13 protein-coding genes are annotated in these 13,794 nt (G+C 68.8%); 8 read left to right on the plus strand and 5 right to left on the minus strand.

Annotated features, from left to right (window positions below; all coding sequences use genetic code 11):
- Positions 1-8: 8 nt before the first annotated feature.
- Positions 9-794 carry a type III pantothenate kinase gene (locus BM004_RS31560; RefSeq protein ID WP_093133753.1) on the minus strand — a complete coding sequence of 262 codons (786 nt, stop codon included), beginning with the start codon at positions 792-794 and terminating at the stop codon, positions 9-11.
- A gap of 164 nt (positions 795-958) precedes the next feature.
- Between BM004_RS31560 and lysM the strand changes: the two genes are divergently transcribed.
- From lysM to BM004_RS31575, 3 genes are all read left to right on the plus strand, one after another.
- Entirely contained in the window at positions 959-1,432 is a 474-nt protein-coding gene (lysM, locus tag BM004_RS31565; protein ID WP_093219240.1) for a peptidoglycan-binding protein LysM, read from the plus strand.
- 141 nt (positions 1,433-1,573) lie between these two features.
- Positions 1,574-2,254 carry a nucleotidyltransferase domain-containing protein gene (locus tag BM004_RS31570; protein ID WP_256220131.1) on the plus strand — a complete coding sequence of 227 codons (681 nt, stop codon included), beginning with the start codon at positions 1,574-1,576 and terminating at the stop codon, positions 2,252-2,254.
- A complete protein-coding gene (locus tag BM004_RS31575; RefSeq protein ID WP_093219244.1) occupies positions 2,202-2,651 on the plus strand; it encodes a DNA-binding protein in 450 nt (149 codons plus the stop codon). Before BM004_RS31570 ends, BM004_RS31575 begins: the two co-directional genes overlap by 53 nt.
- 64 nt (positions 2,652-2,715) lie before the next feature.
- On the opposite strand, the gene BM004_RS31580 is transcribed toward BM004_RS31575, so the two are convergent.
- The gene (locus tag BM004_RS31580) at positions 2,716-3,123 is read right to left on the minus strand and encodes a rhodanese-like domain-containing protein (RefSeq protein ID WP_093133732.1); all 408 of its coding nucleotides are present in this window, start codon (positions 3,121-3,123) and stop codon (positions 2,716-2,718) included.
- A gap of 182 nt (positions 3,124-3,305) precedes the next feature.
- On the opposite strand from BM004_RS31580, the gene BM004_RS31585 reads away from it, so the two are divergent.
- The 3 genes from BM004_RS31585 to BM004_RS31595 all read left to right on the plus strand — a co-directional run bounded on the left by BM004_RS31585 (position 3,306) and on the right by BM004_RS31595 (position 7,088).
- The gene (locus BM004_RS31585; protein WP_093219247.1) at positions 3,306-4,421 is read left to right on the plus strand and encodes a TRAP transporter substrate-binding protein; all 1,116 of its coding nucleotides are present in this window, start codon (positions 3,306-3,308) and stop codon (positions 4,419-4,421) included.
- A gap of 94 nt (positions 4,422-4,515) precedes the next feature.
- On the plus strand, positions 4,516-5,154 hold the full coding sequence (locus tag BM004_RS31590; RefSeq protein ID WP_093219414.1) for a TRAP transporter small permease subunit: 639 nt from the start codon (positions 4,516-4,518) through the stop codon (positions 5,152-5,154).
- Positions 5,151-7,088, plus strand: coding sequence for a TRAP transporter large permease (locus BM004_RS31595; RefSeq protein ID WP_093219249.1), 1,938 nt, complete (start codon positions 5,151-5,153; stop codon positions 7,086-7,088). Before BM004_RS31590 ends, BM004_RS31595 begins: the two co-directional genes overlap by 4 nt.
- Here the strand turns inward: BM004_RS31595 and BM004_RS31600 are convergent.
- Both BM004_RS31600 and BM004_RS31605 read right to left on the minus strand, forming a co-directional pair.
- Complete coding sequence (locus BM004_RS31600) at positions 7,079-7,474, minus strand: hypothetical protein (protein ID WP_093133724.1); 396 nt, start codon at positions 7,472-7,474, stop codon at positions 7,079-7,081. The two genes, BM004_RS31595 and BM004_RS31600, sit on opposite strands and share 10 nt — an antisense overlap.
- Before the next feature lie 212 nt (positions 7,475-7,686).
- The gene (locus BM004_RS31605; RefSeq protein WP_093219253.1) at positions 7,687-9,738 is read right to left on the minus strand and encodes a PEP/pyruvate-binding domain-containing protein; all 2,052 of its coding nucleotides are present in this window, start codon (positions 9,736-9,738) and stop codon (positions 7,687-7,689) included.
- A 174-nt stretch (positions 9,739-9,912) separates the two neighbouring features.
- Here BM004_RS31605 and BM004_RS31610 point away from each other — a divergent pair, with 174 nt between their 5' ends.
- Together BM004_RS31610 and gorA are read left to right on the plus strand one after the other, a co-directional pair.
- Complete coding sequence (locus tag BM004_RS31610; RefSeq protein ID WP_093219256.1) at positions 9,913-11,238, plus strand: FecR family protein; 1,326 nt, start codon at positions 9,913-9,915, stop codon at positions 11,236-11,238.
- A gap of 148 nt (positions 11,239-11,386) precedes the next feature.
- A complete protein-coding gene (gene gorA / locus BM004_RS31615; protein WP_093219257.1) occupies positions 11,387-12,748 on the plus strand; it encodes a glutathione-disulfide reductase in 1,362 nt (453 codons plus the stop codon).
- A gap of 117 nt (positions 12,749-12,865) precedes the next feature.
- On the opposite strand, the gene BM004_RS31620 is transcribed toward gorA, so the two are convergent.
- Positions 12,866-13,765, minus strand: a complete 900-nt coding sequence (locus tag BM004_RS31620; protein WP_093219260.1) for a ketopantoate reductase family protein — start codon at positions 13,763-13,765, stop codon at positions 12,866-12,868.
- Between the last annotated feature and the right edge of the window lie 29 nt (positions 13,766-13,794).

Consider the following 13,794-nt stretch of genomic DNA (forward strand, 5'->3'; position numbering starts at 1 on the left):
CGCAGGCCTCAACTGGAAGCCCGTTCGCGGGCGATCACCAGCAGCCCGTCCATGATCAGGCTCTCGACCAGCTCGAAGTGCCCGTTCATCACGGGCGCCATCTTCCAGCCCGCGCCGCCGGTCATGTAGCAGGCCGGCTCGGCGCCGCAGTGCGAGCGCACATGCTGCACCATGCGCTCCACGGCCCCGGCAATGGCGTAGGTGCCGCCGCTGGTCAGCGCGTCGCTGGTGTTGGTGGGAAATTCGCGCACCTCGCCGGTCGGCACGTGCAGCCCGGCCGTGCCCGACTCCAGCGCGCGCAGCATGATGCCGTGGCCCGGCAGGATCAGCCCGCCCAGGAACTTGCCGTCGGCGTCGATGGCCTCGACCGTCACGGCCGTGCCGATCATCACCACCACCATCGGGCGCGTTTCGCGCCCGGCCTGTTCGGCCAGCATGCGGTGGCGCGCGCCGATCATGGCCACGAAGCGGTCGGCGCCCAGGCGCGTGGGGTGGTCGTAGCCGTTCACGATGCCGGCCTCGCCCGCGCTCGACATGACCCAGCGCGGCGTGCAGTCGAAGCGTTCGTTGATCTGCTCCTCGGCGCGACGGCGCACCGCGTCGCCGGCCACCACGCAGCCCAGCATGGACGCGGGCGCGGGCAGGTCGGCCCACGGGCCGTCGCCCAGCCGTTCGATGTGGTCGAGGAATTCGGCGCCCTGCGCCTGCAACGCGGCACCGGGGCGGGCCGAGTCGTAGAGCGCCCACTTAAGGCGGGTGTTGCCGATGTCGATGGCGAGGAAGGGGGATGACATGCGCGGGATTATTGCGACTTTGTGACGAGTCTTGCTGACGCGGGTCGCCGCAACCGGCCCGGGCCGTCGCATATGCGGCATGGGCCTACGCCGGGCAGGCGCGTTACGCCCCACCATTTCTCTGCCTGACCCAACCACTGCACACACCGCACAAGGAGAGAACCATGGGATTGCTCAGCTTCATCAAGGAGGCCGGTGAAAAGCTGTTCGGCGGATCGTCGGCCCACGCCGCCACGCCCGACACACCCGACGCGAACACCGCCGCCGCCGCGGCCATCAAGACCTACATCGAGACCCAGAACCTCGGCCTCACGGCGCTGGTGGTGACCTACACGGCCAGCAGCGGCGTGGTCACCCTCGCGGGCAATGCCCCTTCGCAGGAAGCCAGCGAGAAGGCCTCGCTGGCCGCGGGCAACGTGGCCAACGTGACCAGCGTCGACAACGACCTGGTGGCCCCGGCCGCCCCACCCGCGCAGTACCACGACGTGGTGAAGGGCGACACGCTCTCGGCCATTTCGAAGAAGTACTACGGCGATGCCAACAAATACAACGCGATCTTCGAGGCGAACAAGCCGATGCTGAGCAACCCGGACAAGATCTATCCGGGGCAGAAGCTGCGGATTCCGCCGTTGAACTGAGCTTCTTTCAGTCGTTCTTTTTCAGCAAAGCCCACGGCGTGCCGTGGGCTTTCTTGTTTTCGGCTCGCCAGGAGTGCCGCGGGGTCGAAGGTGCCCTTGCGGCGGTTCAACCAGCCGGCGCACCACGCAACACCACACGCGATGTTGCAGGCACTTGTCGAGTGTCGCCTTATTAGCAACAATCGTCGCCTAATGAGCAACGACTCTTCCCTGATGGACCTGCTGTTCCCCGCCGCGCGCCAGCGCGTGCTGGCGGTGCTGCTGCTGCATCCGCAGTCGAGCTTCCATTTGCGGGAGCTTGCGCGCCTGACCGACAGCCATGCGGGCACGCTGGCGCGAGAGGTCGACAAGCTGGCGCGCACCGGCCTGCTGCTGCGCAGCGAACAAGGCAACCAGGTGCGCTACAGCGCGAACACGCGCCACCCTCTGTTCGATGACCTGGCGGCACTGTTTCGCAAGACGCATGGCGTGGTGCCTGCCGTGCGCGAAGCGCTGGCGCCGCTGGATGCGCAGATACGGTTGGCGCTGGTGTTCGGCTCCATCGCGCGTGGCACGCCCTCGCCGGGCAGCGATGTGGACCTGCTGGTGCTGGGCAGCGTGGATTTCATGGCGCTGGCACAGGCGGTGTTTCCTCTGCATGCGGCGCTGGGCCGCGAGGTGAACACGGTGCTGTACGCGCCCGAGGAATTTGCGCAACGCGCGCGCAGCGGCGATGCATTCGCACGCGACATACTGGCCAAGCCAAAGTTGCTCGTGAAGGGAGGAGCCGATGAGCTTGCAGAACTTGTTGACGATCGGGCGGCTGCAGCCCCACCAGGCTGATGCCGCGGGCATCGCCAAGCTGCTTCAGGCGGCACGGCGCAATCTGGCCGATGCGCATGTGGCACAGGTGAGCGCCGACAACCGATTCGATGCCGCCTGCAAATGCATCATGCAATGCGCGATGCTGGGTTTGTGGGCCAACGGCTACCGCACGTCCACCAGCCAGCCGGGCCATCACCAGACGGCCATCCAGAGTCTCGGCCTGACGATGGCGGTGGCGCAGCCGGAGATCATCGTGCTCGATGCGCTGCGCCGGCAACGCAATGTGAGCGACTACGAAGGCGACCCGATTTCCACCGCCACGCTGCAGGCCTGCATCGACCAGGCCGCGCAGTTGCTGGCCCATGCCGAAAACCGGCTCCGCACCCATCGACCCGATCTTCTGACCCCGCCATGAAGAGCGCGCGATCGAACAGCGGTGCCACAAGGCGGTCTGCGGCCCCGTAGCGAAGACAGGCTGCTCAGCCCTGCTTCCAGGGCAACCCGCGCTTGCGCCACCCACCGAGTTGCCCCCGGTGCCCGCTCTCGTCCGCATTCCCCTCGAACCCCTCGAGGATGTTGTAGGCCTCCACCCCCAGTTCGGTCGCCCGCTTGGCGGCCGCCACCGAGCGCACGCCGCTGCGGCACAGCAGCACGACCTTCTTGCCGCCGGCCGCCGCGCGCACGCCGTCGTCGAACGCGGGGTTCATCGCCATGCCCGGCCATTGCTTCCAGGCCAGCGGCACGGCGCCCGGCACGTAGCCGACCCATTCGCGCTCGGCGTCGGTGCGCACGTCGACCATCACGGCCTCGCCGCTGGCCAGCCATTGCGCGGCCTGCTCGGGCGTCACGTCGCCGGCGTAGCCCTTGTCGTTCACGGGTTCAGTCATCTCTTCGTTCCTTTGCGGGTTCGCACTGCGGGTTTTCAACTAGCGGAATTTTTCACCGCTTCGTGAAAACCCTGTTTGTCGCGTGTTCCTGCGCGCCAAAGATGGCGGCTTGGGCCTGTCAAACCATAACTCCAAGACGGCGGCCTGGGTTTTCCCAGTCAGAACCAATTGGAGAGAGACACATGTCAGACAGCAAAATGCCCCGCCGCCGCGGGCTGCTCAAGGGCGCCGCCGTGGCCGCCGGCGCCATGTCCGTGCCGATGGTCAGCATGGCCCAGACCACCTCGCTGCGCTTCCAGAGCACCTGGCCGGCCAAGGACATCTTCCACGAGTACGCGCAGGACTACGCCAGGAAGGTCAACGACATGGCGGGCAACCGCCTGAAGATCGAGGTGCTGCCCGCGGGCTCCGTGGTGCCCGCCTTCCAGCTGCTCGACGCGGTGGCCAAGGGCACGCTCGACGGCGGCCACGGCGTGGTCGCGTACTGGTACGGCAAGAACTCCGCGCTCGCGCTGTGGGGGTCGGGCCCGGGCTACGGCATGGACGCCAACATGATCCTGGCCTGGCACACCTACGGCGGCGGCAAGGCGCTGATGGAGGAGATCTACAAGAGCCTGAACCTCGACGTGGCCTCCTACCTCTACGGCCCCATGCCCACGCAGCCGCTGGGCTGGTTCAAGAAGCCGGTGGCCAAGGCCGAGGACATGAAGGGCCTGAAGTTCCGCACCGTGGGCCTGGCGGTGGACGTGTTCACCGACATGGGCGCGGCCGTGAACCCGCTGCCCGGCGGCGAGATCGTGCCCGCGCTGGACCGCGGGCTGATCGACGCGGCCGAGTTCAACAACGCGTCGAGCGACCGCGTGCTGGGCTTTCCCGACGTGGCCAAGAACTGCATGCTGCAAAGCTTCCACCAGAGCGGCGAGCAGTTCGAGGTGCTGTTCAACGGCGGCAAGCTCAAGGCGCTGCCGCCCGAGCTCAAGTCGATCATCGAGTACGCCACGCAGGCCGCGAGCGCGGACATGAGCTGGAAGGCCATCGACCGCAACTCGAAGGACTATGAAGAGCTGAAGAAGGCCGGCATCAAGTTCTACAAGACGCCCGACGCCGTGCTGCGCGCACAGCTGGCCTCCTGGGACAAGACCATCGCCAAGAAGTCGACCGAGAACCCGATGTTCAAGAAGGTGCTCGACTCGCAGCGCGCCTTCGCCGAGCGCGCGGGCCAGTGGCAGAACGACTACTCGGTCGATTTCAAGATGGCCTACAACCACTACTTCGGACGGCAGGCGAAGAAGACCTGAAGCGCTTCCTGTGACGCGAGGGCACCCCGGCGGGTGCCCTCTTTTCATGCCTGCACGCAAGCCGCGCACGGGTCGCGGCGAGGAGTTCGTTCCGATGCAATCCTTTCTCCTGGCGGTCGACCGGTTCTCCACATGGATCGGCAAGACCTTCGCCTGGTGCGTCCTGCTGCTCACGCTGCTGATCAGCTGGGAGGTGTTCTCGCGCTATGCGCTCAACAAGCCGCACGCCTGGGTGCTGGACGCGCAGATCATGCTGTACGGCGCGATGTTCATGACCGCCGGCGCCTACACGCTGTCCAAGAACGGCCATGTGCGCGGCGACGTGCTCTACGGCTTCTTCCGCCCGCGCACGCAGGCGCTGGTGGACCTGGTGCTGTACATCGTGTTCTTCCTGCCGGGCATCGTGGCGCTCACGTGGGCGGGCTGGATCTACGCGGGCGAGTCGCTCGCCATCCGCGAGCAGACCTTCTCGGCCGAGCCGCTGCCGCTGTACCCGTTCAAGTACGTCATTCCGCTGGCGGGCTTCACGCTGCTGCTGCAGGGCTTCGTCGAAATCATCCGCTGCGTGCTGTGCATCCGCAGCGGCGCGTGGCCGTCGCGCGAGCAGGACGTCGAAGAAGTCGACGTGCAGAAGCTCAAGGAGATGGTGCACGTGAAGGACGAGGACATCGCCGCGCTCGACCGCATGGTGGTGGCGCACGGCGCGGCCGCGCAGCAAGGGAGCACGCGATGATCCGCCGCGAACTCTGGTTCGGCCTGTCGTTCATGGCGCTGATCGTCGTGGGCGCGGGCTCGGTGCTGCTGAGCGCCGACACCATCACCAACGGCCACCTGGGCCTGTTGATGCTCTCGCTGGTGGTGGTGGCCATCATGCTGGGCTTTCCCACGGCGTTCACGCTGATGGGCATGGGCATGCTGTTCACCTGGCTGGCCTACGACCGCGACTGGCACCGCACGCTCGACCTGATGGTGCAGTCGGCCTTCAAGACCATGGCCAACGACGTGCTCATCGCGGTGCCGCTGTTCGTGTTCATGGGCTACCTGGTGGAGCGCGCGAACCTGATCGAGTCGCTCTTCAAGAGCCTGCACCTGGCGCTGGCGCGGCTGCCCGGCGCGCTGGCGGTGGCCACGCTGGTGACCTGCACCATCTTCGCCACGGCCACCGGCATCGTGGGCGCGGTGGTCACGCTGATGGGGCTGCTGGCGCTGCCGGCCATGCTGCGCGGCGGCTACAGCGTGCCGCTGGCCGCGGGCGCCATCACCGCGGGCGGGTGCCTGGGCATCCTGATTCCGCCGTCTGTATTGCTCATCGTGTACGGCGCCACGGCGGGCGTGTCGGTGGTGCAGCTGTACGCGGGTGCGTTCTTTCCGGGGCTGATGCTGGCGTCGCTCTATGTGCTGTACGTGATCCTCATCGCGTGGCTCAAGCCGCAGTGGGCGCCGCCGCTGTCGATGGCCGAGCGCGTGGTGCCGCTGCCGCCGCTGTCGCAGCGGCTGGCCGAGAGCCCTGCGGCGCATGCGGTGGTCGGGCTGCTGAAGGGGCGGCGCAATGCCGGCGTGCCGTTCTCGCATGTGCTGCGGCAGCTCGGCATCGTCGCGATGCCCGGCGTGATCTTCCTGCTGCTGGCGGCCTCCAGCTACAAGGCCGTGACCACGGTGGAGGCGCAGGCGCGCTACGACATCGAGGAGATCGGCGCGGTGCGCAGCGCGCCCAGCGAGGGCGGCCTGCAGGAGCCTCCGGCTGAAGGCGGGTTGGCGGAACCACCGCAAGAAGGTGGGCTGCAGGAGCCGCCCTCGGAAGGACAGGCCGCGGAGCCCGCCCCTTCCACGCCCACGCCCGCGCCAGCGCTGGCCGAGCCGTCGGCGGCAACGCCGGGCGCGGTCGAGGGTGGGGCCGAGGCCGCCACGGTGCGCCCCGCCCCCACCTGGTGGTGGGTCACCTTCGCGGTGTTCGGCGCCATGGTCGCGCTGTTCTACCTGTTCCTGAGCTTCGCGCGGCTCGAGATCTTCAAGATGCTGCTGGCCTCGTTCTTCCCGCTGGTGCTGCTGATCATGTCGGTGCTGGGCTCCATCGTGCTGGGCCTGGCCACGCCGACCGAGGCCGCGGCCATGGGCGCGCTCGGCGGCATGCTGCTGGCGGCGGCCTACCGGCGGCTGAACCTCACGGTGCTGAAGGAGTCGATGTTCCTCACGGCCAAGACCTCGGCCATGGTGTGCTGGCTGTTCGTGGGCTCGGCCATCTTCTCGGCCGCGTTCGCGCTGCTGGGCGGGCAGGCGCTGGTGGAGGAGTGGGTGCTGGGCATGAACCTCACGAAGGTGGAGTTCCTGATCCTGAGCCAGGTCATCATCTTCCTGCTGGGCTGGCCGCTGGAGTGGACCGAGATCATCGTGATCTTCATGCCCATCTTCATTCCGCTGCTCGACAACTTCGGCGTCGACCCGCTGTTCTTCGGCCTGCTGGTGGCGCTGAACCTGCAGACGGCGTTCCTGTCGCCGCCGGTGGCCATGGCCGCCTTCTACCTGAAGGGCGTGAGCCCGCCGCACGTCACGCTGAACCAGATCTTCCTGGGCATGCTGCCGTTCATGGGCATCCAGGTGCTGGCGATCGTGCTGCTGTACGTGTGGCCGCAGATCGGCCTGTGGCTGCCGCAGCTGCTCTACAAGTAAGGCCCGGCGGCCAGCAAACCGGCGCGGCGCGTGCCCTCGCGCAAGGCCTGGGCCGCGCCGGGCGCGCACGGGACGGCGGTGTCGAGCGTGTTCGCATCGCCAGCGCCCGACCTCGCGACGACCGCGTCGCCGCCTGCGCCGGGCCGCCGCTGCAGGTAGAGGTCGAAGCCCTCGTGAAACCCCAGCGGCAGCATCTGCGCGCCGCCTGCGGCATCGGCGCTGTTGCGGTGGCGCGGCCCGGGGTAGAAGGCGGACTGCCATTCGATGCGCTGTGCGGCGCCGCTGGCGGGGTTCGCGGAGATCACGCGGGCGCCGACGAACACCACGCCTTCCGCAAACATGCGAAGCGGGCCGTGCGTCTCGACGTAGCGGAACGCGCGGGGCACGGGTGCGCCGAGGCCCGGCTTCCTGGTTTTTCTGCTCTTCCCTTCAGTCGCGCCGCGCGATGCCGCCGGTGCAAGGGCGGCATCGATGTGTGACTCGCTCATGCGGCGAGCCTATGGGCTTCGCCCGCGCGGCGCCACGATAGAAAATCTGTCGTTTCCGCGCAGTCAGGCAGTGGAAAGAGGCAGTGGAAAGATAGAAAAACCATCCTGCTTCACCGCCAGCGCCGCCGCTCCACATAGGGCCGCGCCTGCAGCAGCACGATCCTGTCGCCCACCGTGGCCCACTCGATGTCCTGGTCCACCCCGCTGAAGGTGCGCTTCACGGCCGCCCCCACGCTGGCCAGCCGCACCACCAGCTCGTCGGTCAGCACGTTGCGCCCGGCTTCCACCGGCACCTCTTTCACGCCGCCGTCCTTGTCGAGCTGCAGCGCCGTGTCTTCGGCCGAACGGCTGAGCACCTGCACGGCCTTCGACCAGCTCGAGTACATCACCTGCTCTGCCACGCGCTGCCCCTCGACCACGCGGATGCCGATGCCGCGCTTGGCCGAGATGTAGGTCACGTGCGGGTGGCCCGCGTCGAAGGGGTCGCGGGTGATCATGACGCCCGCGTTGGCCGAGTCGATGGCGGTCTGCACGAACACGCCCATCAGCACCGACTCGGCATTGAAGCCCGCGGCGCCGCGCGCCTCCCAGGCCTCGGGGTTGAACACCGAGGCCCAGACCTTCTTCACCGCCGCCTCGAGCGCGTCGCCGGTCTTCACGTTGGGCACGGTGGTGTACAGGCCCGCGCCGCTGAAGCCGGGCAGGTCTTCCGAGTTCGACGAGCTGCGCACGAACACACCGCCGCCGCCCAGCTGCGTCTGCCACGCGGCGCGCCACGCCGCGGCCGTGGCGGCATCGACGGGCCATTGCACGATCTCGTCGCGCAGCTGCGCCAATGCCTTCTGGCGCAGCTTGGGATCGCTCGCGAAGCCCGGCTGCTGCTGCATGCGCGCGATGCGCCCGGCCAGGCCGTTGGCGCGCATGAAGCGGTCGTAGTGCGCGAACGGCACGCAGAAGCCGTCGGGCACCGACGTGCCCGGAATGCGCGCGGCCTGCATGGCGCCGAGGTTGGCGGCCTTCACGCCGCATTGCGCGCTGTTGCGCGCGCGCAGCGAGGCCAGCGGCAGCAGCCGGGTCTCGCGCAGGTCGGGCTGGATGCCGCGCGCACCGCCGGGCACCGCGCCCGCGGCGGCAACGCGCGCCGAACGCAGCGGCAGCGCCGCGATTTCCTCGGGCGCGAGGCGGCGCACCTGGTAGCCCGAGGCCGCCACCTTCAGCGCCACCCACTGGCCCGCGTGCTCCTTCAGCACGCTGGCCGCATCGCGCACGTAGGCGTTGGGAATGCCCCAGCCCTTGGCCAGCAGGTTGACGTGCGACAGCGCGGTCGACGGCCGCTCGGTCAGCACGCCGGCCACGGGTGGCAGGCTGATGGGCACCTGCCGCAGCACGGCGATGTCGTCGGGCAGCAAGGCGTTGATGCCCGATTCGTCGTCCACGATGCGCACGCGGCCGGTGGCCGTGCCCAGGTTCATCGGCAGGAACGGCTGCTCGCGGATCAGCGCCTCCTGGCTCACGGCATCGATGCCGGCCTCCTTGGCCACGCGTTCGTGCAGCGTGGAGTTGGTCTTGAACTTCACGGGCGCGAAGAAGCTGGCCTTCACCTGCGCGTCGGCCTGCCGCAGCAGCGCCACGGTGAGCCGGTCGCCCTCCCAGAACTCGTAGGTGAAGCTGCCGATGTTCTGCTGCCAGCTCAGCGTGCCGAACAGGAAGCGGCGCTCGGGCACCAGGTAGTTGCGGTCGATCTCGCGCTTGAGCGTGTTCGGCACCAGCCGCGTGTCGCGCAGGAAGCGCACGTGCAGCTGGTAGCGCGGCGTGTCGATGTAGTAGGCGCGCGGCGGCCTGGCCTTCAGGTCGATGGCGAACAGCACGTGCGCGAGCTGCATGGGCGTGCCGGCGTCGTAGACCCGCGCGAGCTGGTCGAAGTCGCCCTGGCTGCGCAGCGCGGGCAACGACGACGGCACCGACGGGCGCGGCACCAGTTGCGCGGCCGGGCCGTCGGGCTGCGGCTGGTTCTGTTGCTGGTAGTAGGAGGGCTTGCGCGCCAGCTGGGCGGCGGCGGGCGCCGCGGCCAGGAGGGCGGCGAGCCCCATGCACAGCGCGAAAACACTATTCTTTTGATAGCACAATGCGTCCACTGGACGTGCGCCTTGTTGCTTTTTCATGTGAATTCCCTCCTTACACCCGGTTGCCGATTGCACGCGCGCTTCACCAACCACGTGACAGGCGGTGACAGCGGCAGCGGATTCTCGCGCGTTACAACTCCAACGCTTCCGTCGCTTTACGTCGCTTTTCATCGCTTCCATCGCCTTGCCTTTTCCGGGGATCAGAGAAACCACATGACTCGAACCAGCCTTCCGGCCTTTCAACGTCCGCTGCGCCAATGGGCGCTCGGCCTGGCCCTGCTGTGCGCCGGCTTCGCGGCCAGCGCCCAGCAAGACCCGTCGGGCGCCATCGCGCGCCTGAACCTGCAGCAGGGCACGGTGAGCGTCTCGCCCGCCGGCCAGGACCGCTGGTACGCGGCCCGCTCCGACCGTGCACTGGCCGTGGGCGACCGCCTGCGGACCGATCGCAACGCGCGCGCCGAGGTGTACATCGGCTCGACCGCGCTGCGGCTCGATGGCGCAACGGACGTGGAGTTTTCCGGGGTCGACGAGGTCACCCTCGGCCGCGGCGACCTGCAACTGCGCGCAGGCGACGCGCCGTCGGGTCAGAGCCAGGGCATCCGGATCGAGACCGGCAATCTCTCGGCGGAGATCCGCACGCCGGGCGACTACCGCATCGCAGCGGATTCGGCGACCACCTGGGTGGCGGTGGCCTCGGGCCAACTCACGCTGCATGGCCAGAACGGCATGTCGCAACGGCTGACCGGCCGCCAGCAGACCACGGTGTCGGGGCGCAACCTCGCGACGGCAAGAAACACGCGGTCGCAGAACAACAGCTTCGACGCCTGGGTGGCCGAACGCAACCGGTTCGACGACACGTCGGGGTCCGTACGCTACGGCCAGCCGGCCGCGCTGGTGCCGTCGGCGGCGTCGATCGCGCGGCAACAGCAGATCGGGTACGAGCAGGCACAGCAAGCGCAATGGATGGAGCAGCAGCGCGCGGCGCAGGCGGCCCAGCAGCAGCAGGAGTGGCAGCGCGACCAGGACTGGCGCCAGCAACAGGACTGGCGCCAGCAGCAGGAATGGCGCGAACAACGCCAGCAGCGCGATTGGCAACAACAGCGCGACGGCCGCCAGCGCGCCGAGCAGGACCGCTGGCAGCAACAGCAGCAACAACAGCAGATGCAGCAGCAACTCCAGCAGCAGCAACAGCAGGCCTTGCGCCAGCAGCAGGAGATGCAGTTGCGCGCCGCGCAGGCACAGGCCCAGCAGCAACAGCAATTGCTCCAACAGCAGCAGCGCGCGGCCCAGCAGGCGGCACAGGCCCAGCAACAGCAGCAGCAGATTCGCCAACAGCAGGAAATGCAGCTGCGTGCCCTGCAGATGCAGCAGCAGGTGCAAGCCCAGCAGGCGGCGCAGCAGAACGCGATGCGCCAGGCGCAGGAAGCGCAGTTGCGCGCCATTCAGCAGCAGCACGGCATCGCGCAACCGCAAGCCCCGCGCGACGATCCGAACCGGCTCTGGACCTCGCCGGACTCGCGCGGAACGGCGCCGCCCTGAACGCGGTGTACGTCGTGACCGCCCTGAACGCTGTGCACGCCGTGGCCGCCCCGGTGCGCCGCGCGGTGCACCGGCCGCCATTCCCCTAAGCCCCGCCGAAAGCGCCGCCTTCGCCCCGCCGCTACAGTCGGCGGCCAAGGAGCCTTTCATGCCCACATTCGACTTCGATCTCTTCGTCATCGGCGGCGGCAGCGGCGGCGTTCGCGCCGCGCGCATGGCCGCGCAGACCGGTGCGCGCGTCGGCCTGGCCGAGGCCGCCGACCTCGGCGGCACCTGCGTCAACGTGGGCTGCATCCCCAAGAAGCTCTACAGCTACGCGGCCGGCTACGCCGAAGCGTTCGAGGAGTCCGCGGGCTACGGCTGGACGCTGAAGGAGCCGCAGTTCGACTGGGCCCACCTCAAGTCGCAGCGGGCCAAGGAAATCACGCGGCTCAACGGCATCTACGCCTCGCTGCTGAAGAACTCGGGCGTCACGCTCGTCATCGGCTGGGCACAGCTGGCCGACGCCCACACGGTGGAAATCGGCGGCAAGCGCCACACCGCGCGCCACCTGCTGGTGGCCACCGGCGGCACGCCCTTCGTGCCCGACATCGCGGGCCGCGAGCACATCGTGACCTCCGACGCCATGTTCGACCTCGACCCCTTCCCCAAGCGCCTGCTGGTGGTGGGCGGCGGCTACATCGCGTGCGAGTTCGCATCGATCTTCAACGGCCTGGGTTCCAAGGTGACGCAGCTGCACCGCCGCGCGCACCTGCTCACCGGCTTCGACGACGACGTGCGCCAGTTCGTCGCCAACGAGATGGGCAAGGCCGGCGTCGACGTGCGACTGAACTGCGACGTCACATCGGTCGCGCGCAACGCGCATGGCCACGGCCTCACCGTCACGCTCGCGCGCGGCCAGCAGCTGGAGGCCGACACGGTGCTCTTCGCCACCGGCCGCGTGCCCAACACGCAGGGCCTGGGCCTGGAGGCGGCGGGCGTGAAGCTCGACGAGCGCGGCGCCATCGCGGTCGATGCGCACTACCGCACGTCGGTGCCGTCGATCCACGCGGTGGGCGACGTGTCCACCCGCGTGCAGCTCACGCCGGTGGCACTGGCCGAGGCGATGGTGGTGGTCGACGAACTCTTCGGCAAGGGCAAGCGCCGGCTCGACTACGAGTTCATTCCCACGGCCGTGTTCACGCACCCGAACATCGGCACCTGCGGCTACAGCGAGATCGACGCGCGCGCGAAGTTCGGCGAGGTGACGGTGTTCTCCAGCGAGTTCAAGTCGCTGCGCCACACGCTGTCGGGCAGCACCGAGCGCACCTTCATGAAGCTGGTGGTGGACAAGGCCAGCGACCGCGTGGTCGGCCTGCACATGGTGGGCGCGGACGCGGGCGAAGTGGTGCAGGGCTTCGCCGTGGCCATGCGCGCGGGCGCGACGAAGGCGATCTTCGACAGCACGGTGGGCATCCACCCGACCGCTGCGGAAGAGTTCGTGACGATGCGCGAGCCGATGCCGGGGTAAGGGAAAGGGCTCGCCCCCAGGCTTCGCGCACTGCGTGTCGCTTCTCCACCCCCCTGCCGGGGGCAACACCTGCGGCCCGGCGAAGCCGGCTCCGCGGTGTTCCGCGCATGGAAGCAGTCAACGCGCCTGCTGCTTGCCTTCCAGCAGCTTCACCATCACGAACAGCACCCGGTTGGCCGGCGTGGGCACACCCAGGGCCTCGCCGCGCCGCACGACCAGCCCGTTGAGGTGGTCGATCTCGCTGAGCTTGCCGCGCGCCAGGTCTTGCGCGGTCGATGAATACTGCGACGGCATGGTCTGCGCGATGCCGCGGATCGCGGCGCCGGTGTCGCCGACCACGTCCACGCCTTCGGCCTTCGCCACCGCCAGGCACTCGGCCACCACGTCGCGGATCACGTCGGTCACGCCCGTGCCCTTCACGAGCACGCCGTAGGGCAGTTGCGTGACGGCCGAGAGCGCGTTGTAGGCGCAGTTGAGGATGAGCTTGGCCCACAGCGAGCCGCGCACGTTGCCCGAGATCTGCGTGGGCACGCCGGCGGCTTCCAGGTGCCGCGCGACTTCTTCGCTGCGGCGCGACGGCGCAATGACCAGTTCGCCGCGGCCGTGGTGCCTCACATGGCCCGGCCCCGCCATCTCGGTGGCCACGTAGACCACCGCAGCGGCCACGTCGTTCGACAGCACCGAGCGCACGCGCGCGTCGTTGTCCACGCCGTTCTGCAGCGTGAGCACCAGCGCGTCGGGCGCGAGGTGCGGCGCGATCTGCGCGGCGGCGGATTCGGTGTCGGTCGACTTGACGCAGAACAGCACCAGGTCGGCGCCCTGCACCGCGCCGGCCTCGGTGCTCGCGGCCATGCGCACGTGTGCGTCGAAGGCCTGGGTCTCCAGCCGCAGGCCCTGGGCCTTGACCGCTTCCACGTGCGAGGGCCGCCCGACCAGCACCACCTCGTGGCCCGCGCGCGCCAGCATGGCGCCGTAGTAGCAGCCGACTGCGCCGGCGCCCATGACTGTAACTTTCATCGATTCATCCTCCGGGGGTCTGGGTTGTC

It is taken from the genome of Variovorax sp. OK212 (genome assembly GCF_900112425.1).
Lineage (GTDB): Bacteria > Pseudomonadota > Gammaproteobacteria > Burkholderiales > Burkholderiaceae_C > Variovorax.